This window comes from Agrobacterium tumefaciens (assembly GCF_009649785.1).
In the GTDB taxonomy this organism is placed as follows: Bacteria; Pseudomonadota; Alphaproteobacteria; order Rhizobiales; family Rhizobiaceae; genus Agrobacterium; species Agrobacterium tumefaciens.
On the sequence record NZ_WJOK01000025.1, the window covers coordinates 46,355 to 71,213 of the forward strand.

Annotated in this window: 26 protein-coding genes; 11 read left to right on the top strand and 15 right to left on the bottom strand. The window is 58.5% G+C overall.

The features are described from left to right. Positions 1-101 precede the first annotated feature (101 nt). The 5 genes from GH784_RS27300 to GH784_RS22215 all read right to left on the bottom strand — a co-directional run bounded on the left by GH784_RS27300 (position 102) and on the right by GH784_RS22215 (position 8,426). Positions 102-428, bottom strand: coding sequence for a response regulator (locus GH784_RS27300; protein ID WP_210251785.1), 327 nt, complete (start codon positions 426-428; stop codon positions 102-104). Then, positions 398-3,130 carry a GAF domain-containing hybrid sensor histidine kinase/response regulator gene (locus tag GH784_RS27305; RefSeq protein ID WP_210251786.1) on the bottom strand — a complete coding sequence of 911 codons (2,733 nt, stop codon included), beginning with the start codon at positions 3,128-3,130 and terminating at the stop codon, positions 398-400. Before GH784_RS27305 ends, GH784_RS27300 begins: the two co-directional genes overlap by 31 nt. Before the next feature lie 442 nt (positions 3,131-3,572). After that, positions 3,573-5,636, bottom strand: coding sequence for a hybrid sensor histidine kinase/response regulator (locus GH784_RS22205; RefSeq protein WP_323131488.1), 2,064 nt, complete (start codon positions 5,634-5,636; stop codon positions 3,573-3,575). 1 nt (position 5,637) lies between these two features. Further along, positions 5,638-7,218: an ATPase domain-containing protein gene (locus tag GH784_RS22210; protein ID WP_153793786.1), complete on the bottom strand. Its 1,581-nt coding sequence runs from the start codon at positions 7,216-7,218 to the stop codon at positions 5,638-5,640. Positions 7,219-7,529: 311 nt separating this feature from the next. Continuing rightward, the gene (locus GH784_RS22215; RefSeq protein WP_003585094.1) at positions 7,530-8,426 is read right to left on the bottom strand and encodes an AraC family transcriptional regulator; all 897 of its coding nucleotides are present in this window, start codon (positions 8,424-8,426) and stop codon (positions 7,530-7,532) included. Positions 8,427-8,593: 167 nt separating this feature from the next. On the opposite strand from GH784_RS22215, the gene GH784_RS22220 reads away from it, so the two are divergent. After that, complete coding sequence (locus GH784_RS22220; RefSeq protein ID WP_153793787.1) at positions 8,594-9,352, top strand: SDR family NAD(P)-dependent oxidoreductase; 759 nt, start codon at positions 8,594-8,596, stop codon at positions 9,350-9,352. Between the two features lie 29 nt (positions 9,353-9,381). Further along, complete coding sequence (locus GH784_RS22225) at positions 9,382-10,050, top strand: glutathione S-transferase family protein (protein WP_153793788.1); 669 nt, start codon at positions 9,382-9,384, stop codon at positions 10,048-10,050. On the opposite strand, the gene GH784_RS22230 is transcribed toward GH784_RS22225, so the two are convergent. Beyond that, positions 10,007-10,924 (bottom strand): AraC family transcriptional regulator, encoded by a 918-nt coding sequence (locus GH784_RS22230; protein WP_153793789.1) that lies wholly within the window; start codon positions 10,922-10,924, stop codon positions 10,007-10,009. The genes GH784_RS22225 and GH784_RS22230 overlap by 44 nt on opposite strands. Positions 10,925-11,080: 156 nt before the next feature. Here GH784_RS22230 and GH784_RS22235 point away from each other — a divergent pair, with 156 nt between their 5' ends. Then, positions 11,081-11,467, top strand: a complete 387-nt coding sequence (locus tag GH784_RS22235) for a limonene-1,2-epoxide hydrolase (protein ID WP_153793790.1) — start codon at positions 11,081-11,083, stop codon at positions 11,465-11,467. 117 nt (positions 11,468-11,584) lie between these two features. Here the strand turns inward: GH784_RS22235 and GH784_RS22240 are convergent, their stop codons facing one another. From GH784_RS22240 to GH784_RS22270, 7 genes are all read right to left on the bottom strand, one after another. Further along, positions 11,585-12,691: a nucleotidyl transferase AbiEii/AbiGii toxin family protein gene (locus GH784_RS22240; RefSeq protein WP_153793791.1), complete on the bottom strand. Its 1,107-nt coding sequence runs from the start codon at positions 12,689-12,691 to the stop codon at positions 11,585-11,587. Next, positions 12,672-13,412 carry a DUF6088 family protein gene (locus GH784_RS22245; protein WP_153793815.1) on the bottom strand — a complete coding sequence of 247 codons (741 nt, stop codon included), beginning with the start codon at positions 13,410-13,412 and terminating at the stop codon, positions 12,672-12,674. Before GH784_RS22245 ends, GH784_RS22240 begins: the two co-directional genes overlap by 20 nt. Positions 13,413-13,584: 172 nt before the next feature. Further along, complete coding sequence (locus GH784_RS22250; protein WP_153793792.1) at positions 13,585-13,851, bottom strand: hypothetical protein; 267 nt, start codon at positions 13,849-13,851, stop codon at positions 13,585-13,587. Positions 13,852-13,854: 3 nt separating this feature from the next. Beyond that, the gene (locus GH784_RS27215) at positions 13,855-14,100 is read right to left on the bottom strand and encodes a hypothetical protein (RefSeq protein WP_194842990.1); all 246 of its coding nucleotides are present in this window, start codon (positions 14,098-14,100) and stop codon (positions 13,855-13,857) included. Between the two features lie 15 nt (positions 14,101-14,115). After that, the gene (locus GH784_RS22260) at positions 14,116-14,352 is read right to left on the bottom strand and encodes a hypothetical protein (protein ID WP_153793793.1); all 237 of its coding nucleotides are present in this window, start codon (positions 14,350-14,352) and stop codon (positions 14,116-14,118) included. An 83-nt stretch (positions 14,353-14,435) separates the two neighbouring features. Next, entirely contained in the window at positions 14,436-15,212 is a 777-nt protein-coding gene (gene xth / locus GH784_RS22265) for an exodeoxyribonuclease III (protein WP_323131489.1), read from the bottom strand. Positions 15,213-15,223: 11 nt separating this feature from the next. Beyond that, a complete protein-coding gene (locus GH784_RS22270; protein WP_010974312.1) occupies positions 15,224-15,400 on the bottom strand; it encodes a hypothetical protein in 177 nt (58 codons plus the stop codon). A gap of 199 nt (positions 15,401-15,599) precedes the next feature. Here GH784_RS22270 and ku (GH784_RS22275) point away from each other — a divergent pair, with 199 nt between their 5' ends. The 6 genes from ku (GH784_RS22275) to GH784_RS22300 all read left to right on the top strand — a co-directional run bounded on the left by ku (GH784_RS22275) (position 15,600) and on the right by GH784_RS22300 (position 19,663). Beyond that, complete coding sequence (gene ku, locus GH784_RS22275) at positions 15,600-16,499, top strand: non-homologous end joining protein Ku (protein WP_153793795.1); 900 nt, start codon at positions 15,600-15,602, stop codon at positions 16,497-16,499. Between the two features lie 12 nt (positions 16,500-16,511). Continuing rightward, entirely contained in the window at positions 16,512-17,324 is an 813-nt protein-coding gene (gene ku / locus GH784_RS22280; RefSeq protein WP_153793796.1) for a non-homologous end joining protein Ku, read from the top strand. Beyond that, entirely contained in the window at positions 17,321-18,352 is a 1,032-nt protein-coding gene (ligD, locus tag GH784_RS22285; RefSeq protein ID WP_153793797.1) for a non-homologous end-joining DNA ligase, read from the top strand. Before ku (GH784_RS22280) ends, ligD (GH784_RS22285) begins: the two co-directional genes overlap by 4 nt. A gap of 175 nt (positions 18,353-18,527) precedes the next feature. Next, the gene (locus tag GH784_RS22290) at positions 18,528-19,004 is read left to right on the top strand and encodes an Hsp20 family protein (protein ID WP_153793798.1); all 477 of its coding nucleotides are present in this window, start codon (positions 18,528-18,530) and stop codon (positions 19,002-19,004) included. Positions 19,005-19,077: 73 nt separating this feature from the next. Then, on the top strand, positions 19,078-19,377 hold the full coding sequence (locus tag GH784_RS22295; protein WP_153793799.1) for a DUF982 domain-containing protein: 300 nt from the start codon (positions 19,078-19,080) through the stop codon (positions 19,375-19,377). 10 nt (positions 19,378-19,387) lie between these two features. Further along, positions 19,388-19,663, top strand: a complete 276-nt coding sequence (locus GH784_RS22300) for a hypothetical protein (protein WP_153793800.1) — start codon at positions 19,388-19,390, stop codon at positions 19,661-19,663. Here the strand turns inward: GH784_RS22300 and ligD (GH784_RS22305) are convergent. Then, the gene (gene ligD / locus GH784_RS22305; RefSeq protein WP_153793801.1) at positions 19,651-22,329 is read right to left on the bottom strand and encodes a DNA ligase D; all 2,679 of its coding nucleotides are present in this window, start codon (positions 22,327-22,329) and stop codon (positions 19,651-19,653) included. The two genes, GH784_RS22300 and ligD (GH784_RS22305), sit on opposite strands and share 13 nt — an antisense overlap. A gap of 273 nt (positions 22,330-22,602) precedes the next feature. On the opposite strand from ligD (GH784_RS22305), the gene GH784_RS22310 reads away from it, so the two are divergent. Both GH784_RS22310 and GH784_RS22315 read left to right on the top strand, forming a co-directional pair. Next, complete coding sequence (locus GH784_RS22310) at positions 22,603-23,469, top strand: hypothetical protein (RefSeq protein ID WP_153793802.1); 867 nt, start codon at positions 22,603-22,605, stop codon at positions 23,467-23,469. 35 nt (positions 23,470-23,504) lie between these two features. After that, positions 23,505-23,813: a hypothetical protein gene (locus GH784_RS22315; RefSeq protein ID WP_153793803.1), complete on the top strand. Its 309-nt coding sequence runs from the start codon at positions 23,505-23,507 to the stop codon at positions 23,811-23,813. A 131-nt stretch (positions 23,814-23,944) separates the two neighbouring features. Here GH784_RS22315 and GH784_RS22320 read toward each other — a convergent pair whose 3' ends face one another. Next, positions 23,945-24,730: a tetratricopeptide repeat protein gene (locus tag GH784_RS22320; protein WP_153793804.1), complete on the bottom strand. Its 786-nt coding sequence runs from the start codon at positions 24,728-24,730 to the stop codon at positions 23,945-23,947. Between the last annotated feature and the right edge of the window lie 129 nt (positions 24,731-24,859).

The following is a 24,859-nucleotide window of genomic DNA, read 5'->3' on the forward strand; positions in this document are numbered from 1 at the left end:
TACTACCGGGTCGAAGGTTCGAATCTCCTCAAGGCGTGCGACGGCTGTTTGCCACGGTCAATATGTCTTTTCCGTCACGCGGCGACATCGAGGATCAATAGCTAAACCCTTTCTAAGACGTTCTGGACGAGCTGAGCGAGCGCTTCTGTGGCAAACGGTTTCGTCAGCACCCTCATACCGGCCGACAGATCTTTGTCATTGAGAACCGCCTTTTCTGCGTACCCGGTTATGAATACGACCGGCAGTCCCGGTCTCTGCTGCAGAACCGCATCGGCCAACTGACGCCCATTCATGCCGTTTGGGAGGCCAACGTCAGTCAGCAGGAGATCAATTTTGGCGACATCGTTGAACAGCTTCAGCGCCTGCGTTGCGTCGCCGGCTTCGATGACCACATATCCTAATTCGTCCAATTGATCGGCAACGACCATGCGAATGAGAACCTCGTCGTCCACCAGCAGGATTGTTTTTTGACCTCGGTCGGCAAGACGGGTGTAGCAACATCCTCTTCAACGTTCGTGGGCATGTCTCCACCGTATCGCGGCAGGTAGATGCTGACCGTGGTGCCGGTGCCAACCTCCGATTCAATGGCAACGGCACCTCCGGATTGCGCGGCAAAGCCATAGACCATCGAAAGTCCCAAACCCGTTCCCTGGCCGATTGGCTTGGTTGTGAAGAATGGCTCGGTGGCCCGCGCAAGCACGGACTTTGACATGCCAGCGCCGTCGTCCCTAACAGTCAGCCGAACATATTGACCGGGCTCAAGCGGAAGCGCACGTCTTTCGCTGTTGGCGATTTCCGCGTTGTCCGTGGCGATCCGAATGGTGCCGCCGTCCGGCATGGCGTCCCGGGCATTGATGCAAAGGTTGAGCAGTGCATTCTCGATTTGGCCAACATCGGCATAGGTGCTCCAGATTGCAGCCGCGTTTATGGTCTCAATACGGATTTGAGGCCCCACGCTTCGGCTGACAAGGTCGAGCATTCCGTTCACCAATGCATCCAGTTTGGCTGGGGTTGGGATGAGTGTCTGGCGACGCGAGAAGGCGAGAAGCCTGTTCGTCAGATTGGCGGCACGCTTGGCTGATCCCTGCGCTTCGCCGACATAGCGGTCAACATCGCTGAGGCGGCCTTGTGCCAGCCGCTTGGAAATGATTTCCAGGCTGCCGCTGATACCGGCAAGGATGTTGTTGAAATCATGGGCAAGCCCGCCGGTCAGCTGGCCCACTGCCTCCATCTTCTGGCTTTGCCGCAGTGCCTCTTGGGCCTGCTCCAACTCCAATTCGCGCGCCTTGACTTCGCTCAGGTCGCGTCCGACCGCGATGAAGTTTTTGCCATCCGATTCCGGGGCGACGGTCCACTCAATATGTTTCCAGGAACCGTCACTTGCGCTGATGCGGTTTTCGAAACGGGCTGGCGAACCAGTTTCAGCCATCCGTCCGATGGCTTCGAGCGTCGGAGGTTCATCGTCGGCATGCATAAAGGTGGCATAGCCACGTGTCAGCAGCTCACGTTCCGTCCATCCGAGAACCCGTGTCCAGGCAGGGCTGACCGCCGACATCATGCCAGTATAGTCGGCCCGGGCCAGCATGTCCTCGGACAAGTTCCACAGGCGATCGCGTTCCCCGGAGCGCGCCGCGACCTGAGCTTCCAGCGTCTCGTTCAATTCGCGTAACTGCGCCTCGCTCTCCCGCAACGCATTCTCGCCCCGGGCGCGCTCGACCGCGTTGCGCGTGCGCTCGGCGAATTCCTTGATCATGCCGAGATCGCCGTCGCTCCAGTTACGGACACCCGCATGATTGACGAAGAAGACAGCAGCCAGTCGGCCTTTCTCAAGAATTGGTGCATTCACGAACGACCGGGTACTCTTGCTCTCCAAAGCGTCTGCCGCGGCGCCGGCGGTTCGAGGATCGTTGCGGGTGTCGTTTATGGCGATGAACTCACCACTTTTCAAACTGTCGACGAAAGAGCCATAGGCCCGCAGCGGCAAGCTACCGGCGAGTGTGTCCACCCCTTGGGCGGTCCAATCGCGATCAGTGTGAAGCGTGTCGGTGTCGGGGTTTATCGCCGAATAGCCGACCCGGCTGGCACCCAGCATCCGCCCAAGCATTTCCGAAGCGACGAAGGCGATCTCGGCGGGATCCTGGAGGTCTCGAAGAGCTCTCGTGAGCTCGATGATGGCATTTCGGCGGATCTCTGCGATCTTTCGAGCAGTAATCTCGAGCGCCGTGCCCGTCACGCGAAGGCAGCGTCCTTCCTTGTCGAATACGCCACGGCCTTTCGCCGCAACCCACCGCTCGATACCGTCTTCCTTGCCGGTCGTGCGATATTCGACATCGTATACGGCACGCTGAGCGGGGTCGGCAGCAGCGAGAAAGGCGGCCGTCGTCGCTGCGCGATCATCCGGATGGAGACCGTTGTAAAAATCGTGCATCGTCACCGGGATGTCGGGAGATATGCCGAACATCGCCTTGGTCAGCGGCGGCCAAGTCAGTGTGTCGGCGATGAGGTCGACATCCCAGAAGCCGACGTCGGCATTGTCGACGGCAAGGCGCAAGCGTTCCTCACTCACCCCTAACGCCAGCTGATCCTCGTGAAGGCGTTGCTCAAGCAACACGCGGCGCGTCGTTTCGGGTGTGATGTTGAAAACCGCGGCGACGTCGCCATCCTCTTCGCGGAGTGCCGACAGCGAGTAGTTGAACCAGGCGGTCTCGGAACCTCCGCCTTCAAGTCGTGCCATGACAAATGGAGCGTCCTCGAAATAGATCGGTTCACCACCCGCCCGCACACCATCGAATTGAGGCTGAAGTTCTTCCCAAATCTCGGCCCAGACTTTCGCACCGGGTTGACCGAGGGCTGCAGGGTGCTTGGCCGCCAAAATGCGGCGGTAGGGGTCATTGTAAATCAGGGCGTAATGCTGACCGGTCCAGAGACAAATCGGGAAGGGAGAGTCGAACATCGACCGCACCATGGTTCGCACCGACGGTGACCAGTCTGTGGTTGGCCCGAGGACGGTGTCGGACCAATCAAGATCGCGCGCGAAAGAACGCACTTCACCGGGGCCAGCAAATAGCTTTGCAGCGTCCGCTCGAGGGTCGCTTCTAAAACTCAGCGCGCTTTCGCTTGGCGTGTGCAATTCCGACCTCCCCATGTGCAATGCCTTTCGTACGGCCACACTGAACTAGCGGTTTTCCTGGGGACTGAATACCTTTGAGCAAACCACCGAGGACCAACCCAGATCCGATCCGCTTGTCGTTATCCATCATCCCGTTCAGGTGGAGCGCGCGAAGAATCCAGGCCGGTCAGCAGAGTTCCCTCATTCAATCCTGTTCCTGAGGATCCATCTCATCAGATATGTGATAGCCATCTGCCGTAACGGCACTGGCAACAGCGCTTGGTTTAGCGCCCGTCTTATCTGTCTCCAGCTTCACGGCCTTCCAGGGAACCCAAGACTTTCCTCCAGGATGACCCGGCCTTGAAGAATTCTGGTCGGCTACGAAAAGGTATGGCGGATAAGACCCGGCGTGGTCCGTGGAAAATACGTATGCGTCCAATTCCGCCTCCGAGATTGACTATCTTCACGACTGCTTGGGTAACATTTCCGAAATCTTCTCAGCCAAAACGTCCATAACGAAGGGCTTGGTGATCATCGCCATGTTGGTCCCGAGAAAGCCGGCTCGAATAGCCGCGTTCTCGGCATAGCCTGTGACAAACAGGATCGGTAGATCAGGGTAATGCTGCCTCGCAACCTCGGCCAGCTGCCTCCCGTTCATGCCCGGCAGACCGACGTCAGAAACCATCAAGTCGATCGGCTGGCCAGTTTCCAGGATCGTGACGGCAACGTTGGAATCCTCAGCCTCAAGCGCTTCATATCCAAGATCCTTCAGAACCTCGAGAATGAGCAGTCGAACTGACGGATCATCTTCCACCAGCAAAACTGTCTGGCCGCGACCCTCGGGGACGGGTTGATCGCTGTGGTCATCAACTGCTGCGTGGGGAGCTACGCCGACAGGCAGGTAGATCGAAACGGTCGTTCCTATCCCAGGTTCGCTATGGATCCGCACCTGGCCATTGGACTGACGTGCAAATCCGTAGACCATTGAGAGACCGAGACCGGTTCCTTGCCCTTGCGGCTTCGTCGTGAAGAACGGATCGAAGACCTTCTCCAGCAGTTCCTTCGGCATGCCGACGCCAGTGTCGCTGACTGAAACCATGACGTAAGAGCCTGGTTTGATGCCAGGTCGGGTTTTGATGTAGATCGCATCCAGTTCGACCGCTTTCGTCTCGACCGTCAGCTGACCGCCGTCGGGCATGGCGTCGCGTGCATTAATGACGAGATTGAGGATCGCATTTTCCAGCTGGTTCGCGTCGGCGACGGCCAGGGAGAGGTCTGCCGCTGCGACAACGCGCAAGGCAATATTTTCGCGCACGCTGCGGCGCAGCAGATCGTCAAGCGATGCAAGAAGCTCGGTCACGTCGATCGGCTTGGCATCGAGGGACTGACGACGCGAGAAGGATAAAAGGCGTGCGGTCAACGCCGCGGCGCGCTGGGCGGAGGTCGATGCTGCGTCGATGAAGCGGTCAAGATCATCTAGTTTTCCGCTTGCAATACGCCGCTTGATGATGCTCAGCGCGCCAAGCACTCCCGTCAGCATGTTGTTGAAGTCGTGGGCAATACCGCCGGTGAGCTGTCCGACCGCTTCCATCTTCTGACTCTGGCGCAGGGCAGTCTCCGATGCCTCACGCGCCTGCATCTCCGACGTGAGAGCTGCGGTCCGCTCGCCAACCATGGCTTCGAGTTGATGTTCGGTCTGCTTGCGATCGGTAATGTCGATGCTGAAGATATAGAAGCCATCCACTTCACCTGTTTTGGCCCGACGCGGCAGATAACGGATCTCGGCCTCCCGTTGCCGCCCGTCGCGATGCGGCCAGGACATTTCGATCCGTGTTTCTTCTCCACCCAAGGCTCTAAGGATCGCATCCTCGCGTTTGGCGAAGCCTTCGTCTCCGACGATCTCGCGCACATGTTTACCGATAACGTCTTCGGGTGGGCGGTAGAACCAGTCGGCATAGGCTGCATTGGCGAAACGGTAACGCAAATCACGACCGATAAAGCCGATCAGCACCGGCAGTGAGTCGGCAACCAAACGCAGTTCCAATTCGCTGGCGACAAGTGCTTCGCGGCTCTGCTCGAGCTCGATTAGCCTGCGGCGCATCTGGAACTGACGCTGACGCGATCGCATCGCCGACTTCGTCGCGCTGAGCAGCGAGGGAATGCCGATCGGCCTTTCGAGAACCACGGCATTGTTGAACCGGTCGAACAGTTGCATTCGGGCTGCATGAGCTTTGGCTCCGGAGCGCGCGGTACTCTGTGCCGCGAGCAGAATGAAGGGGATGTCAGACCAGATGGGCTGGTTTGACAATACTTCGTCAAATCCACCCATCTCGCCCGCCAGGGCCTCCTGGGTCATGATGATGACGCCGATGCGCTCGTCGAGCTGTGGGATCAGTTCCGATGCAGACGAGATTACCCCTGTGCGGTATCCGTGCGTGGTCAACAGAGCGGAGATGCTTTCCGCATCGCGGCCATAGGGTGCGACGATGAGGACGCGGTAGCCTTCGTTGGCTGTCTTATGATCCACGTTACCGGTCTTCCATCAGCGGTCCGCGCTCGCCAACATATTCGGGCGTACCAGTCAGGACGCCCCTGAAGTTGACGAGAGGCTCGCCGACACGAATGCCTTTGGCATCGATCCGCAATTCCCGGATCGCATCCTCATGCTGTCCGGCGCGGTTTTTAAGAACAGAGATCGCCTTTCGAATGCGGCCATTGGCCTCGAAGAAGCGCAGCAGGATGACGGCGTCTGCGACGTAGGAGATGTTCAAGGTTGTCGACATGCTGCCGAGGAGACCTTGCTGCGGGTTGATAAGGAAACTGACGACACCCTGTTGGTTCAGATAGGCAAGCAGCTCGTGTATCTGCAAAATGAGCTGCTGTTCCTGCGGCATGGCGGCCATGTAGCCGTTCAGGCTGTCGATGGCAATCAGTCGTGCCGAGCGATCCTCGACCTCACTTCGGACAAGTGCTGCGAACTCTCCCGGTGATACCTCAGCCGGATCGATCTGCCGGATGACAAGCATGCCGCTGTCGATGTGTTTCTGCAGGTCTAGATTGAACGCAGCGGCGCGCACCATCATCGTGCCGGCGCGCTCGTCGAATTCGTAAAGCGTTGCCGGCTCGCCACGCTCGCAGGCTGCGTAGATATATTGGAGAACAATCGTTGTCTTGCCTGTGCCTGCCGGACCGGAGATTAGCGTGCTGGTTCCTCGAAGAGGACCGCCGCTCATCAGAGCATCGAGTTCGCTGACGCGGCTCTCGACTGGCTCGCCGACGAAGGGAGTGTGATGATCGGACGCGATCAATCTTGGGAAGATATCGAGACCGCCTTTACGGATCTTCATATCATGGTAGCCCGCAACAAAGTCTATACCACGCAGCTTTTGAACCTGCATGCGTCGCCGGGATGCCCCGAAATCCAGCGTGAGTCGTTCCAGAGTGATGACGCCATGGCACAAGCTATGAAGGTGGGCGTCGCGCCCGTCTCCCGACGCGGTCATGTCATCAATCATAAGGACTGTTGACTTACGCGGCGAGAAATACTGTTTCAGGGCCAGAACCTGGCGCCGGTAGCGCAGCGAGTCCTGCGCCAGAAGCCGCATCTCCGACAGGCTGTCGAAAACGATACGAGTTGGTTGGACCCGCTCGACCTCGGCCTGAATGAGCTTGACCGTCTCAGACAGTTCGACTTCCCAGGCGTGAAACACAGATTGTTGCCGGCTTTCGCCAAGCGCCTCCTCGGCTGCAGACAGCTCGAAGACGTCGAACTCGTCGATACTGAAGCCATGGGATTCAGCGACCGCCGCGAGCTCTTCCTTGGTCTCGGACAGGGTGATATAAAGTGCCCGCTCACCGCGCTTGACCCCTTCACGGAGAAACTGCAGCGCCAGCGTAGTCTTGCCTGTTCCTGGAGCGCCCTCAAGCAGATAAAGCCGATCGGCAGGCAGGCCTCCGTGCAGGATGACATCGAGACCTGTATTGCCGGTGGGAATCTGGTTGGTAATGGAAACATCCTCCGAGTGCGACGGCCTCTTAGCAGGCGCGTGCTTGTGTTTGTTCGCCCATATATAGGCGTAGCTCTCGGAAAGCGTAATAAAATTCGACATGTCCGGCGCGTAGCGAACGTTCAGTCTCTATGTTGGCGTCTGAGTGCCTCTGCCATTTGGACACCAGCCCTCTCTGCCAACGATCTCATTTTGAAAAGTCATCTTGATTTCCGGCATCAAGCACAGGGCCGACAGTTCACATCCTTTCCAGGCTTTCACGGTTTTGAAGCAGTGGCGCGCCATCGGATAAAGCGGACATGTTAACTGATGACGTAGAGCCCAGTTGTCGATTATTCTGTGTTTTCGGCGAAATGTTGCATGTGATCTGAGATGTCGGCCAATGTTTTTACGAAAAGTTCCATGGCGATAGCTCAAAGCGCAGGACTTGCCATAGACTCCCGTATCTGCCGGATGTCTCGCGCAGGCGGCGCGCCGAACTGGCGAAGATATTCCCGGCTGAATTGCGAAGCGCTCTCGTAACCGACCGCGAATGCGACGGCGGATGCGCTGCTATCGCCGGCAAGAAGCAATTGCCGTGCTTCCTGGAGCCGAAGCTGCTTCTGATATTGTAGCGGACTAAGCCCTGTCATCGCCAGGAAATGGCGATGCAGGCTCGCCCGGCTCATGCCACTCGCGTCGCATAACGCCTCAATATGCAGTTGCGTATCGCGATTGTCCCTGATCCAGGCCACGGCGCGACGAATGCGACCAAGCGCACCTTCAGGCTGCGCAATCTGACGCAAGAGCCGGCCCTGCGGACCCTGAAGGAGACGATAGAGCAATTCGCGCTCAGCCATCGGGGCAAGAGCACCGATGTCGTCTGGAGTGTCCAGCAACGACAGAAGGCGCAGCAGGGTGTCGCGCATTTGAGCCGTCACGGGATTGATTGCAATGCCTACGCCTTGAGGGATGTTGTCGCGAACCGGTGGAATTGTTGCCGCTACATCGGCAAGCAGCGCCGGGTCCAAGACCAGTGAAACTGCGACATAGGGCTGGCCGTCGTCACGATCAAATATCTGCCCTGTCAACGGCAGATCGAGTGCGCTGATCAGGTAATGCGCGGGATCGTAGCTCAGGAGACTATCGTTGATAGCGACATCCTTCTTTCCCTGCAGGATGAAACAGATCATCGAGCGGTAAAGACAGGGTGCCTTGCCGGGGGTAGCCTGCCCCACGCTGATTTCCAGCCGAGGGATAGGCGTGATGGTCAGCCCCGCCGGCGCATGGCGTAAGGCAATGTCGAGATGGGCCTGGAGTTCGTTTGTCATCGATAAACTATGGCACCCTATGGCGGTCACGTAAAGCCATTGAGACAATCAGGCAAGAAGCTGAGCGTATCAGGTGGAGAATGATCTTCCGCATTCATTATCCTGGAGACATCGAAAGGGGCTGCAATATCGCAGCTCCCATACACGACAATACCAGGAAGCCATTCATGACCAGCAAGATCGCACTCATCACCGGAGCTAGCCGCGGGCTCGGCCGCAACATGGCGCTTCACCTCGCTAAACGCGGTGTTCACATCATCGGCACTTACCGCAGCGGTTTGGGGGGGGCGGACGCTCTGCGCCGGGAAGTCGAGGAGCTGGGAGGCAAGATTGAGATGTTGGCGCTCGATGTAACGGATACGGCAAGCTTCCCGAATTTCGCTGAAAATGTTGCCGAAACCCTCAAATCCGACTTCGGCCGTGACCGGTTCGACGTCCTTGTCAACAATGCTGGCAACGGCCTGTTCGCCAACTTCACTGACGCTACCGAAGATCAATTCGACTCGCTGATGGCAACGCATTTGCGCGGACCTATCTTCCTGACACAAAAGCTGCTGCCTCATATCGAGGACGGCGGGCGGATTCTCAACGTCTCGTCGGGTTTTGTTCGTTTCACACTGCCCGGTTACAGCCTCTATGCTGCTGCGAAGGCTGCCGTAGAGGTCCTTACCCGGTTTATGGCCGTCGAGCTTGGGGCTCGTGGCATCCGCGTCAATGCAATCGCGCCAGGCGCCATCGCCACTGACTTTGGCGGCGGTGCAGTGCGCGACAACGAAGGTGTAAACGCTTATATAGCGCAGGGCATTGCTTTGGGGCGTGTCGGCTTGCCCGACGATATAGGCAGTGCGGTGGCCGCCATTCTGTCCGACGACCTGGCATGGGCGAACGGGACGACCTTCGACATCTCGGGGGGGCAGTTGCTGTAAGTCGTCCCGAGCACCTCAAGGATTCACCCATGCCACATCTCACCCTCATCAGCCATCCGCTGTGCCCGTTCGTTCAGAGGGCGGCCATCGTGCTTCTGGAAAAGGGCGTGCCCTTCGACAGGATCGATGTTGACCTTGCTTGGAAGCCAGAATGGTTTCTGGCGCTATCGCCGACCGGAAAGGTGCCGCTGCTGAGGGTAGGCCGTGCGAACGAGCCAGACGTCATCCTCTTCGAAAGCATGGTGATCTGCGAATATCTCGAGGAATCGCAGCATGGGGCGAAACTCTATCCTGTCGATGCCCTGCCGCGTGCTCTGCAACGGGGCTGGGTCGAGTTCGGCACGGCAACACTCACCGATGCCTGGCAATTCCTGAATGCCAAGGACCGGGTGACCGCAGACTCCAAGGGTGCTGCCTTGCGGGATCGACTTGAGAGGCTGGAGGAACTCGTGAGGCAGGGGCCGTACTTCGCTGGTTCGATGTTCAGTATGGTCGATGTGGTGTTTGCGCCGGTGTTCCGGTATTTCGGCCTTATCGACCCGGCTGTAACGCAGACGATGTTTCAGGGTCTCCCGCGTTTAGGCCGATGGCGCGAGGCTTTGTCCCTACGAGAGAGCGTTATCGCGGCGGTTGGCCAAGACTATGAGCGACGGTTCAAGCAACATCTGACCGCGCACCAGGCGCTTTTGGCGAATTGATGCTCCCTAGGCCAGCCTTCGCCCGTTTGGTGTCTAGACCCGGAGGTGCTCCGAACAGACGCCTGTACTCCCGGCTGAATTGGGAGGCACTCTCGTAGCCGACCGCAAAGGCAACTTCTGCCGCACCTGCCTGGGTCGCGATCATGCGTCGGCGCGCCTCGTGGAGCCGGATATACTTCTGATACTGAAGCGGACTGACCGCGGCGACGGCTTTGAAACGGTCGTAAAAGACGGAGACGCTCATGCCTGCGCGCGCCGCGGTTTCCTTGAAGTCGAGACGCTCGGTGTAATGGTCGCGGATCCAGGCCATTGCTTTTCGAATGTGCATCAGGCGCGAGTCAGATCCCGCAATCTGTCGCAGCAATCCGCCATGCGGCCCCATCAGCAGCCGAAACATCAGTTCATGCTCCAGAGACTGTGCCATGACCGGAATTTCGGCTGAGCGATCCAGCAGTTCCATCATTCTGCCCCAAGCGCCCAGAAGCGACGCGCTCGCGGTACTCACGCCGTACCCGGATTCGATCGGCAACTCCGGCATCGCCGCCATCTCTAGGACGAGATCGGACAGCAGAGCCGGATCCAGAAACAGACCGACCGCGACAAACGGACTATCTTGCGAAGCCTCGCAAACCTGACCCAGCGCGGCGATCTCGGCCGCTACGATCATGCTTTGACCTGGGCCGTACTCGAACATCTTGTCGCCGATGAACATGCGCTGGGTGCCCTGGATCACCAGAGATGCTGCAGGATCATAAATCAGCGGGTCGATCTCGGTCGTATGGTCGAGGGTATAGGCAAACAGTCTCGGCAATTTAGGGTTCGAACGTCCGGCGTGACGCATTGCGATTGTCCGTATCTTGTCGAGTTCGCTCATGGTTCCACCGTAACCAGATTGCCCGGTTCTATCAAGCTTTCCGGAAGATCAGGCAAGAGTAACGGAAGTTTCGGCATCGTGGCCCTGGGGTTCAAATCCTATTATCGGGCCAAGACAGAGGCCATCGGGGCTTCTGACGGCCTCGGAGAACCCATCATGCTCACCCCAATTGAAACCGTTTCGGCATTTTGCACCGCGTTCGTTGAAGACGGTGGAAGACCAGCCGTCCGCCACTGGTTCACACCCGCCACGCGCTGGGTCAACGAAGGCGTATCAATAACGACTGGAGCCGACGAGGCCATTGCGATGATCGATGGATTGGAAGCATCAATGGGCATCGCCACGGTACATATCGACATGCTCGCGATTGCCGCCGATGGATCTCGCGTTCTCACCGAGCGGCTAGACAGGTTTGAGCGCGCCGATGGCAGCGAAATCGGCCGTGTGATGATCATGGGGATTTTCGAGGTAGAAGGGGACAAGATCGTTGAGTGGCGCGATTATTTCGACGTCACCGCTGTCCAGAAGTTTTCTGCCAGCTGAGAAGCAGCTTTGGTGTGTGGCTCGGAGCCCTCTCCCACGCACTGAATTGTCCCAACAGGGTGGCTGGTTCAGATCCAATCAGGGCACTTCATGATCGGCTAGCTCTCGCATTTGCCTTCAAATCGAGGGCTCCGCGATTGAGTTGAGAAAGGACTCCAACTCTTCAATGCTGGCCATGACAGACCCAAATTCGGGCGGCGTCCCAAATATCATGGCGGACATTCTCTCGTAGTCTGATGCGAGTTTTTTGCGCATCTCGGGCGTCGGCACCAGCCGAAAACTACCGGGAACGGCTCGATCATATCGATGGTCCGGCGCGCGAAACATCAGCTCCTTATGCCGGCGGCAAGCCTCAGCAAGGTCAAGCATCAATGCCGTGGCCTTGCCGTAGCCGGGATTCGTCCAGATTTGATGAACATCGTAATAATGGCGCGAGTATCGATTGAGGTCTGGAACTTTCAGCGCGGGACTATCCGGCATGCTTCGTTTTTCGGTCATCTCGGTCATAGCGTGAAGGATCAGAACTTTCTCCCAGAAAGTGCGCTCCGGCTTGACGGTCGTTACATTCTGGACCGTCAGGTCAGTGCCCTTTGGCATTTCCGAGGCGACGTATGGAATGATCTCTCGCGTCTCGGCCGGAACCGGATCCGGGCGTGCCCCGCCTTCGATGCGCACTGCGGCCTCGACATAACCGCCGCTCGTGTCAAAGACGCTTTTGTATCCCAGAACGAGTACGTCAAGCGCCTCCTTCTTTCGGTAGAGATCATATCCGAAGTCGAGCGAAAAATGCCCCGATTGTCCGGTCTCTCCCTCGACCGCAGCGATTTCCTCATCGAGCAAACTCTTGAGCGGTCCGGACATATAATGGCGCGCTGCCTCGTCCACCTGCTCGGCCAGAGCCTTTTGCTGTTGATTGACGGAGGGAAGTGCTGCGATATCGGCCTCGAGCGGAACTTTTAGATCTGCCTTGTAGATGCCGATGTCGATATCTTCAGAAAAACGCTTTATAAGGCCATATGTCTTGCTGAGGCTGGTGCCGCCCTTAAAGTAGAGACCGATAGCATCGTCTTTGCGGCGGTTGAACAGGAAGTCCAGCACCCAGCAGACGTATAGATCCTTCTCAACATTCTCGGCTCGCGTCTCCAGCTCGGAAGCAGCGGCGGAGAACAGTGCTCGCCGCTCGTCAGCGCTTGAGCGGATGATATCAATGAAACTCTGGTGCATGTTCATCCATTCCCCCGCGGCCCGGCGGAGTGTTTCCGTCTTCCTGAAGTGGCGGATCGGCGGTTATCGTCTCGACAGCCCGGTACATCCAGGCTGGGATGGCGTGAATGTTTTCGCGCAGATCTTCGACGATCGGCTGCCTATGATGGCTTCGTGCCAGGTAGCGGACGATACCATCGACAACGGTCTCCAGATTGGATCGCTCGTCGCGAAACCAGTGGAGGGCCTGAATCACTCGCATTGCCGGCCGGCCCGCCCAAAAAGCGGTCTTTGCTGAGATACGCTTGAAGTCCAAGATGTAGATCACGGGCTTCGTGGCCTCCGCATCCCCGGCATTGGCCTCGATCTCGATGGTTCGGGGATATGTGTCCGCATAGATTGTTGACCTGGCGGGGACGGCCGTCGTCAGGCCAAGATCATTGGCAGCCGTCATGCCATCGACGCAAACACGAAGTTTGTCACGCCGCGCGATTGCATCGATGAACGAGGCCCGTGGCGGAAACACCATCGTGCCTGTCAGTTGGCTGACAGCTGGCTTGTCGTAAAGACCACGATGAGGGCGGCGGATGTCGCCGCGATTGGTCAGCCTCTGCAGCGCCTTTTCGACGGCGTTCGGTGTTGCGATATCCAAGAAGTCGGAGCGCGACCAAACCCCGGAAGGCGCCGCGTCGGCGATCCGTTTTTGAATGCGTTCCAGAGTGTCAGATGTGGGATCCGGCATAGTCATCCTACATTGTGTCCAAAAATTATATACAAAATTTGGTCACCAATGGCAACTCTCCCGCTACTGACCAATTTTTATATCAGAAAATTGGTCAGTAGCGTCACCCGGCTAGGCTTTCAGGTAGTGAGGTGAATGTCTTTCCAACGCATGCGATGCCGGAGCAGGCAGACTATTGAAGTAGCTGCGCCTTGATCGCCTGTCCGACAATGGTCAACTGCAGCACCGGTTCGCCGCGGATGAAGCTCTCCTCGACGAGTTCCATCTTTTCCAGTCGCTCGACAAGCTTCTCCGACAGCCGCTTGTCACCGACCAGCCAACCCCTGCCCACTTTCCTCTGTCGCCGGAAGAAAGCAATTGCTCGAAGCGCTTCTTCTTGCGTCCGAGTCAGACTGCATATTGCCTCGACGGCGGCGGGATGGTCTGCCGTATTGTTCATTGATCACCCCCCATTTCTGTTCGACGGGTTATCGGCTGCGGGCCACTCGTTGGCCGGTTCTTCTATCGGTTCATCCGCGGGATCAGGGTCGCGATCATAGGCGAGCTGTCGCTTTGCCAGAACGTCCTGAAGCGTCTCTATGACACGCGCTGTTCCGTGTCCCTCATTTGCGAAACGATCGATGATCTCAGCGACGGCATCATCCAACTGCTGAAACAGTCGTTCCTGATTTTCAGATCTCTCACTCATCAAAAATCCTCCTGATCAGCCACCGACCCGGCGCTGCTGCCAATCCTTGTATGGCGCCATAAGCTGGCCCGGAAACCGATCCTCGATCGCCGTCTCCACCATGGCGATTTGGGCGAACACATCGCTGTCATCGCGATCTTCAGGACGAATGCTCTCGCTTGCTTCCTCAAGCCGCTCCATCAGCCCAAACACTTCCTCGTCTGTCATCGCCGCCAGACGGTCTGCGAACTCCACGGCGTCGAAATCTTGCATGCCGTCACTCCTTTGTTTCTTCATCGGCCATCGCCATGGTTGACGAGCCTAGAAACGACCGCACCAATTGTCCCTGAGATATGCTATTCATTATCCAGTTCAATCCAGACCGGCGCGTGATCGCTGGTGTGCTCCCAGGCCCGCGCGAACTTGTCGACGCTGCAGGTCTGCAGTCTTTCCTGTAGCGATGGGCTCAGCAGGAAATGATCGATGCGCAGCCCGGCATCGCGAGCGAAGGCGTTGCGGAAATACTTCCAAAACGTATAGATCCGCTCTTCCGGATGCAGCAGCCTGACGGCGTCCGTCCAGCCCATGGCAATGAGTTCGGCATAAGCAGCGCGCACCTCAGGGCGAAACAGGGCGTCGTCCCGCCAGCGCTCCGGTTTGTAGACATCGAGATCGGTCGGCATCACATTGAAATCGCCGACCAGAGCCACAGGAACGTCGAGTTCGAAGAGTTCCTCGGCGTAGGAATGCAGTCGCTCAAACCAGCGGAGTTTGTAGTCGAATTTCGGCCCAGGTGCTGGATTGCCATTCGGGAGATACAGGCAGCCGATGACGATGCCATCGATGGCAGCCTCGATATAGCGGCTGTGACTGTCGTCGGGATCTCCCGGCAGTCCGCGTCGTGTCTCGCGCGGCTCCTGATCCCTGGCAAGGATTGCCACACCATTCCAGGATTTCTGGCCGTGCCAGATCGCACCGTAGCCCGCGCGCTCGATCTCGCGGCGCGGGAATTTATCGTTTGGCGCCTTCAATTCCTGCAGGCACACGACATCAGGCTTTGCCTCGGCGAGCCAGCGGAGCAAAACCTCCAGCCGGCCGTTGATGCCGTTGACGTTGTAGGTAGCGAGCTTCACCAGCGTTTCCGTCAGTGCTTTCGATCGCCCTTGTCGCCCTGACCCGGTTTCGCATCATGCTTCGCGTCGTGGCGAGCATCGGCCGACAGCGAGCGGGAGACGTCGACACTCTCTTTGAATTTCCCCTCCTTGTCACGGCGGACATAACGCTTGTCAGTTCCGGTATCGATCAGTTCGCGCTTGCTCATGGCAGGACTCCTTCAGGATTGCTCCACGAAGAAACGCGTGTGACCAGGAAAAGATGCACGGGAATCAAGAGACTAGCGCAGACTCGCAAAACGAGTGGGCATGATCGCGCTAAGTCCTTGAAAATTGATTCGTTTCGACTCGGAACAATTACATGCTGATTCGCTTGAATCGCATTGGTTGTGTCAGGAGTTTTGCGTCATGGTTGCCCCGAGAGCCAATTGGAAAGGCTTCATCAAATACGGAGAGGTCGCTTGTCCGGTGGCGCTGTACACCGCAGCATCATCTTCGGAAAGGATCGCTTTCAATACGCTGAACCGCAAGACCGGAAACCGGGTCAAGCGCGAGTTCGTTGACAGCGAGACCGGCGATCCGGTCGAACGTGACGAGCAGGTCAAAGGATACGAGGTCGAAAACGGCCAATACATCATCCTTGAGCCCGAGGAGGTCGCGGCCGCAGTTCCTGACAGCGACAAGACGCTCAAGATCGATGCCTTCATCCCCTGCCACGAGATCGACGACGTCTATTTTGACAAGCCGTACTATCTGGCGCCGGACAAGATGGGCACGGATGCTTTCTTGCTTTTGCGCGACGGCATGAAGAAAGCCAAGGTGGCCGCGATTGCCCGGACCGTTCTCTTTCGCCGCGTTCGAACCGTCCTCATCCGTCCGCATGGCAAAGGGCTGATCGCCACAACGCTGAACTTCGATTACGAGGTGCGCTCCTCTCAAGAGGCGTTCGAGGAACTACCCGATCTGAAGATCGAAGGCGAAATGCTGGATTTGGCCGAGCACATCATTGGCACCAAGAAGGGCAGCTTCGATGCCAGCGCGTTCGACGACCGCTACGAGGCTGCCGTCGCGGAGCTGGTGAAGGCGAAGATCGAGGGTAGGGCGCTTCCGAAGAAGAAGGCGCCGGCCGCATCAAAGCCGAGCGATCTTCTGCAGGCACTCAGAGAAAGTGCCGGCATTGGTGGAAAGAAGGCGGAGCCGAAACGGAGTGCGGCCAATGCCAACAAGGGCACGGCGCGCCAGAAAGCCGCCAAACCTGCCGCTGCCAAAACCAAGTCCGCGGCGTCGCAGACCCGCCGCGCCGGTTGATCGGAGGAGAACATGGCTGTCCGTCCCTATTGGAAAGGCTACCTCAAGCTATCGCTCGTCACGTGCCCGGTGCAGATGATGCCGGCGACCTCCGAAAGCGAGAAGGTCCGTTTCCACACGCTCAATCGCGAGACCCAGAACCGCGTCGTCAGCCACTATGTCGACAGCGTCACCGGCAAAGAGGTCAAAGACGAAGATGAGGTCAAAGGCTACCAGCGCGGCGAGAACGAATACATCATGCTGGAGGACGAGGAGCTGGAGAACGTTGCGCTCGACAGTACCAAGACGATCGACATTTCCACATTCACCCCGCGCGACAGCGTTGAATGGATCTGGCTCGACACGCCGTATTACCTATCGCCCAACGATCCGGTCGGACAGGAGGCGTTCTCCGTCATTCGCGATGCGATGGAGGCCCAGGACATGGTTGGTATCTCGCGGCTGGTGATCTCGCGCCGCGAACGCGCCGTCATGCTGGAGCCACGTGGCAGGGGTATTGTCCTTTGGACTTTGCGCTACGGGGATGAAGTCCGCGATGAAGACTCGTATTTTGCGGGCATCGACGACGACGAGACGGCGGACAGCGAGATGATGCCCCTGGTACAGCAACTCATCAAGAAGCAGACGCAGCACTGGGACCCGAAGATGGTCATTGACCCGGTGCAGGACCGGCTTCTCGACATCATTGCCGCCAAGAAGAAGGCGCTGAAAAAGCCGGCCAGGGCGAAACCGTCCGCGCCAGCAAAGTCAACGCCGAGCAATGTCATCAACATCATGGACGCTCTGAAAAAGTCGGTCGCCGCTGAGACCCGGTCCAGCAAATGAAGCGACGCGCCAAACCGCTCCTACAGGACGACGGGCTGTCTGCGAAATCGCAGCCGCGCCGCAAGCGCGATCCGGCGCAGCCGAACCTTCCATTCGATCCGATGCCCGATCGGGTTGAGCCATGCCTGGCCTTGCTCAAGGCAGCTCCACCGATCGGTCCGGATTGGGCTTTTGAGATCAAGTGGGACGGCTATCGGCTGGCCGTCCACATCGAGCCGAAAGGCGTGCGAATTATTACCCGCGGCGGCCATGACTGGACACACCGGTTTCCTGCGATCGTGGCAGCTGCCAAAGAGCTGGGAGTCGGGACTGCCATTCTGGATGGCGAAGCTGTTGTGCTCGATGCGCAGGGGAGGTCCGACTTCGGAGCGCTGCAACGCTCGCTTGGCGGACGCGGCGGCAAACGAGCTTCGAGCGAATCCGTCCTCTTCGCCTTCGACCTGTTATATTTCGACGGGCACGATCTGACGAAGACCGAGCTGTCAGTCCGCCGACATCTTTTGACAGATCTGTTGGATGGTGCGGTTGGAGCGATCCAGCTTTCCGAGGAGGTAGAGGGTGACGGCGGCGAACTCCTAGAGACCGCCTGTTCTCTCGGGCTGGAAGGAATTATCGCCAAACACCGGGACCGTCCATACCGATCCGGCCGGACGGGCGACTGGCTTAAAATCAAGTGCGTGCAGAGTGAGAGCTTCATGATCGTCGGCTATGAGCAGTCCGCGGTCGCGCGCGGCGGGATTGGCAGTCTGCTGCTGGCTGCGAGACGTGGACAGGATTGGGTCTATGTTGGCGCCGTCGGAACGGGCTTCAAGGAAAAAGATGCGGCCTATCTGAAAAAGACGCTCGACATGCTGAAGACCAGGACACCGGTCGTGCCGCTCAAAGGCAAGAATTACGTCTTCGCGCAGCCGACCTTGATCGCGGAAATTGAATTCCGCGGCTGGACCGACGACGGCAATCTGCGGCACGCTTCTTACAAAGGGTTGCGCGAGATCCAGGACAATGCCGCTGTTTATGGACTCGACTGAGCAATGGGTTTCAGCCCGTCGGCGAGGACTTAAGTTTTTTCGGCCGGTGCTCTTGAATCCTAAATTCTCAAAAACCAAATCGATTGCCGCCAGCCGCTGAAGTCAGGGCTGGCTTTGCTGGGAGCACCGACTTTCGGCGCTTCTGTACCCATGTTGCTTCAAGGAGGATATGGCTATGGCAACATCTTACGACTACGCACCTCTTTTTCGCTCGAGCGTCGGCTTCGACCGGGTCTTCAATCTCCTCGAAAATGCCCAGCGCGCGCGCTCGATCAGTGATTGGCCGCCCTATGACATCGCCAAGACCGGCGATGACAGCTACCGGATTTCGATCGCGGTCGCAGGTTTTGCCCGAGATGATCTCGACATCACCTTCCAGTCCAATCTGCTGACGGTCACTGGCAAGAAGCAGGAGACGGCATCCGAAGGCTACCTGCATCGCGGCATTGCCGGACGTCCGTTCGAACACCGGTTCGAGCTTGCCGACCATGTCAGGGTAAATGGCGCCGATTTAAACAATGGTCTTTTGTCGATCGATCTCGTTCGTGAGATTCCGGAGGCGTTGAAGCCGCGGAAGATCGACATCCAGACGGATCCGGCCCTTGTGCAGTCGACCGCCCCGGTACAGATCGAAGCGCAAAAGGCCGCCTGACTGAAAATTTGGAGAAGGGCGCTGCTGGCCGCGGCGCCCTATCGCACATTCCGGGTTGGGAAGGAGAGAGACAATGAAACCCGATATGTTCAGAGAACCTGTGATCATCCTTGTCGGCCTTGGCTTTCCCGCTAAGGTCCGAACAGTTATGGACGCCTGCCGGCATCTCGTCGAATGGCCAGTATCAATGCGCGACACGGCTTATTCGGTGGCGCTGAAGGCCTGTGGCGCAGCACTGCGCGGCGAGATCGAGGCAGAGACCGCACGCGGCCTGTTCGCAGCCTTCGCCGAGAAGCACGATCTGCTGGCACCGGAGATTGATACCATCGCCGCTTCCGGTCGCCGGCACGACAAAGATCCGCACGTTCGCTAGGGAGGCCGACATGGACCAGATTTTGCAGCAGGCCGCGAGCAATGCCGCGGCGATGGGTCCGACTATCCTGCTTCAGGGCATGCGGATTGAGCGGCCGCTTGATGTGGTGAAAGCGACGGGTCTCACCGTGGACGACAGACGGACCATACTGGCGGCATGGGCTTCGGATTACTACGCGTTGGATTCGACGCCGGCGTTCCGCCATATTCCCGGAACGCCGAAGCCGGTTTCCATCGATGAGCTTCAGGCTGCCCTTCGAGAACTTGACCAGCGCTATGGCTTCTGACGACAGCGATCTCTGGCCGCCTGTTTCATCGACTTCGCCAATCGTTTGATGGCCTGCTCCAACGAACGCTGGCCATCGCAATAATCCTGCCAGGCGCTGGTCTTCTGGAGGAGCGCTGGCACGGTGCGGATGGTGAAGCGTTTCGGGTCGAGATCGGTCTTCACCTGGCTCCACGTGAGAGGCATCGACACGGTGGCGCCGGGCCTTGCGCGTGGTGACAAGGGTGCAACCGCCGTCGCCATCCGGTCATTGCGCAGGTAGTCGAGGAAGATGCGGCCATTGCGTTGGTTCTTGGCCATCTTGATAAGGTAGAGGTCCGCGTTCTCGCGTGCCATTTGTTGGCAGACATCGTGTGCAAAACCCTTTGCCTCGGGCCAGGACAGCTTCTTGCCCTTCGCTACCGCGAGCGGCGTGACGACGTGCAGGCCCTTGCCGCCAGTGGTCTTGCAGAAGCTGACAAGGCCAAGTTCCTCAAGCCGGTCGCGCATTTCCCGGGCGGCTTCGACCACGGTCGAGAAGGGCACGTCTGGACCGGGATCGAGGTCGAAGACAAGGCGGCCTGGCACCTCCGGCTGGCGCGGTTCGCAATTCCACGGATGCAGCTCGACGCCGCCGATCTGGGCAATGGCGGCAAGGCCCTCCACCCGATCAATCTGCAGATACGGCTTCTTGTCTCCAAACACCTTGACCAGTTCGAGCAGGTTCGAGGTTCCCGGCATTGCATGTCGCTGAAAAAACTGCTCGCCGCCGATGCCATCCGGCGCACGGATGATCGAGCATGGCCGTCCCTTGATATGGTCGATCAGCCATGGACCAACGGCTTCGTGATAGCGGGCAAGATCTTCCTTCGTCACCGGCTCTCCGTCGTTGGCATCGGGCCAGAGCGCCTTGTCCGGGCTGGATATCATCACGCCCATCACCTCGGCCTTGGCGTTTTTGCCGCGTGCCGGCCTTGATGGCTTTGACTTGGCCGGCGTCGGGGTATCAGTCTTTGCCGGCGATGCCGGCTTTTCTGCCTCGACTTCGTGTGCAGGCTTGTCCTCGCGCAATCCCTTGAACGCCGCCTGGCGGACGAGGCCATCCGCAGTCCAGCCGGCGAACTGGATTTCGGCGACCAGTTCGGGTTTGACCCAGACCACGTTGGGAACCTTCTTTGGGGCGCCGATCCCGGTAAAGGGCGACTTTGAGGTTTCCAGTTTCTTGAGCCTCGGCAAGATCGTATCGACCGTTTTGGCACCGTAGCCCGTCCCGACCCGGCCGACATAGACGAAGTGATCACCCCGGAAGACACCGACCAACAGGGAACGAAACTTGCCGTTGGTCTTGGCATAGGCGCCAATCACGACCTCATGGCCAGCGCGGCACTTGGATTTCGCCCAGGTGTCGGTGCGGCCCGATTGATAGGGCGCGTCGGCCTGTTTCGAGACAATGCCTTCAAGCGACAGTTTGCAAGCCGATTTCAGGACCGCGTCGCCACCGGTTTCGAAATGTTCGACGAAACGCAAGCGTGGATCCTCACCGGCATCATCAAGTAGTGTCTGCAGGCGTTCCTTCCGCTCGGTGAGCGGCAGTTGCCGCAGGTCGTCACCGCCCTCGAACAACAGGTCGAACGCGAAATAGACCAGTTCGTCGGTCTTGCCTTCCGACAGCGCCGCCTGAAGTGCTGCGAAGTCCGGCGCGCCGTTTTCGTCGAGGGCGCAGATCTCGCCGTCGATGATGGCGTCAGGCAAGTTTGAGGCCGATGTCGCAATCGCCGGATATTTGCCCGTCCAGTCCAGGCCCTTGCGGGTCTTCAGCGTCACCTCGCCGTCTTCGATGCGCGCCTGGATGCGGTAGCCGTCAAATTTGATCTCGTGGATCCAGCCATTGGCTGAGGGCGGGCGTTCCAGCGTTTCGCAAAGCTGCGGCGGTATGAACTCCGGCATCGCGGACTTTGCCGGCTTTTTCGGCGCCGGCTTGCGCTTTGTCTTCGTGTCCGCGGCACGTTCCTCCGCCGCCAGCCCGTGATTGCTATCCCAAACGGCATCCGCCTGAACGTCGCCGCTCTGCACCATGAACGGTTTTGGCTTCCTGCCCTTGCCGGCGGCGATCGCATCCATGGTTCGGCCCGAGGCCACAGATGTGGCGTTTTCCTCAAGCACGGCCGCGCCGTTTTCCTCGACCGAGAAATCGTCGTGATGCTTGATCAGCAGCCAATTCGTCCGCTTGCTCCCGTCGCGGTCATTGCGCATCCGCACCAGCACGAAGCTGCCATGCAGCCGCTCTCCCTCCAGCGTGAACTTGAAATCCCCTTTGGCGAGAGCCTGCTCCGGCGTCTTGTTGCCTTCCGGCTCCCAATAGCCGCGATCCCAGAGCATGACAGTTCCGCCGCCATATTGGCCTTTCGGAATAGTCCCCTCGAAGTCGCCATAGTCCAACGGATGGTCTTCGACCTCGACGGCCAAGCGCTTGTCGTGCGGATCAAGCGAAGGTCCCTTGGTGACAGCCCAAGATTTGAAGACGCTATCGAGTTCGAGCCGCAAGTCGTAATGCAGCCGCGTTGCGTCATGTTTCTGAATTACGAAGCGCCTGCGGTTGGACGCCTTCAGCTTCGCTGCGCCGCTCGGCTCCTGCGTCTTCTGGAAATCGCGTTTCTGCTTGTAGGTCGAAAGCTTGTCGCTGGCCATGGCAGTCCCCGGTACAACTCCGCCTCCCGCCTCCAATGAAAGCGGGATGAGGCCCGGCCGGACAGGTTGGACGCTCGACTGCCGTTTCGTTGGCCGCGATGAGAAACTGGAAAAACCACCGCGTTCGTCATCCCTGCCACGTCCGGTTGACACGGCCTGGAACCTCGACACTGAGAAGAGTCCAGCCGTAATTTAGTTCCAACCAACACCGTATGCGGCTGAGCCTTTTCGTGGAAGATTGAAACTGTCGGTCAACATAGCCGTTTCCACAGCATGAGCGACGAGCAAACAACGGAGAATGTCGAAGCCGCGCCAGGAGAGACGGTGTCCTTTCCGTTCGACCGCATGACTGTCGAGCAATTTCGGGCGCGTTTCCCCAGGGCGCGATGGAGCGACACCCGGAAGGCATGGTTCGTGCCAGGCAAGACTGCCGCACGACGTGTTGGGCGGTGGCTTGCCGAACTCGAAGCAGAGGCTGATGTGTTCGCCGACGCAAAGGGCAGGGATGCATTCGAGTTCGACCCGATCGAGAGCTGCTATCTTGTACTCGGAAAAGCGGGCTTCCTGATCAGGACACCTTATTCGCGCACGGTCGTCGACGAACTGCGCGAGATCCCCTATTCGCGGTGGGATGGTGACCAGAAGATCTGGCATGTCCCCTACCGTTCATATGAAGAGCTTCGCAGCCACTGGCCGGCAATCGAGGGGGCGGCGAGAAGGAATGAGCCTGAGGAACGGCGGCGTCGAGCTGAAGCCCGGAAAGGCTCGGAAGAGGAGGCGAAGTCGAAACGACGCTCGGCTGAGCGGAAAAGGCGGCGATACCCTCTCGCAAGCGAAGACCTTCCTCCTTTGGACCGTGTCGTCGGCATTCAATATGGCCTGGTAATCTTCACTGAGATCACCGGGGAACTTGTCGATCCAGAGGCGATGGCAGAATTCTATCCGGGCGTCACGGAAGATCACGTCTGGGGGCTGTGGCGCAAGCCGAGGTTGGACGAACTCGTACGCACATGGCCTGCGAAGGTAGCACACGCGGAAGGCGCTGAGTGGTGGCAGCCGACTTTAGAAGAGCTTCGACCAGTCCGGCGGGCCGCTCGCCGGGGAGAAGACAGAAAACTTCGCAACAACGGCGCACCCTGAGAGTTTCACTTTCATCAAAGCCAAAGGAGATTATCATGGCAGACGACAGCACCGTTACCATCCGCGCGAGTTTCTCAACGCGTGAGGCGGCCGACCTGGCGGTCGAGCATCTCGTTCAACAGCAGGGCGTATCGCGGCCCGACATCTTCGTACAGCCGGCCACGAGTGAAAACACATCCGGTTCGCGCGCATCCGGCGGAGACGCCTCGCACGCCGATGGGACCCGCCATGACGGCGCCCTCGACGGCGACATTGAGGTCTCTGTCGACATCGCTGCGGATCAAATCGCGGCCGTTCAACGCATTTTCGGCGATGTCGGGGCAATGAGAGTTTCGAAGGGGTGAGAAGGACGGAAGACTCCGGGCAGCGCACCGTCCGCGCGACCGTTATCGTCTTTGATCTGGCAGTCACGTGATGCTTTTTCGAGGTCACACGTAATAATAAAGGCGGGCGGCAAGAGCCGCCGCACTTGTCCTTACTGAGCTTGTTTAAACATCAGCTCAGTCATCTTCGCATCATCCGCCTTTGCCCCCGTGTTGTTGCCGGACGCCCGCCGGGCTGCGGCGCGAAAGCCATAGAGTCCTGAATCATTCGGAGAAAGTTTTATGGCGGCGTCGAAGTCAACAATGGCCCGAGAGGTGTCGCCATCGTTGAAGTAAGCAAGGCCGCGGTTGGTCAACGCATGTACCGAATGAGGATCGTGCCCAAGCGCTTGATTAAGATCGACCAGGGCCCGTGCCGGCTCCCCAAGCCAGCTTAGGATCGAGGCACGGGTAACAAAGAACTCCGCTTGGGATGTGTCGATGCGAATGGCCTCATCGAGATCCTTTAAGGCAGTCGGGAGATTACGCGCATAGAGAAGGTTTGCCTTGCCTCGCCGCCAGTAAGCATCAGCGGAGCCGGGGGATAGCTCGATCGCGCGGGCATAGTCGGCCAAGGCCCGTTCGTATTTGTCGTCTTGCCCTGGCGCCTCAAAGTCCGCGCGGTCGAGTAGCGCGTCAACCAGTGCGTCGCCCTGAAGGCCTGAGGCCTCCACCAGCCGGTCGCAGGCCGCCCGTGACTGCTCATAATCTTGAAGGATCGAATTTGCGTCGGCTTCAGGCAGCACGGACGCTTCTGCACTTCCCGCACGGCAGAGCCGCCGAAGCTCTGGCTTGGACATCGTCGCAACTGGCGGCATTGGCTGCGAATGAGAACCGCTTGCGACGATCACGAGGCAAACTGCGGCGATGGCAAATGCGGCAAAGGATCGAAAGAGCATTATGATCCGACGTTAATTCAGAGGGGTACCGGGCCGATCATCACACCGTAAAAACAATTGCGAAAGTCAAAATAGTTAGAGTCTTGATTCGTCTCGGCATTTTTTCCGGTGTGTAAGTTTGGGCCAAAT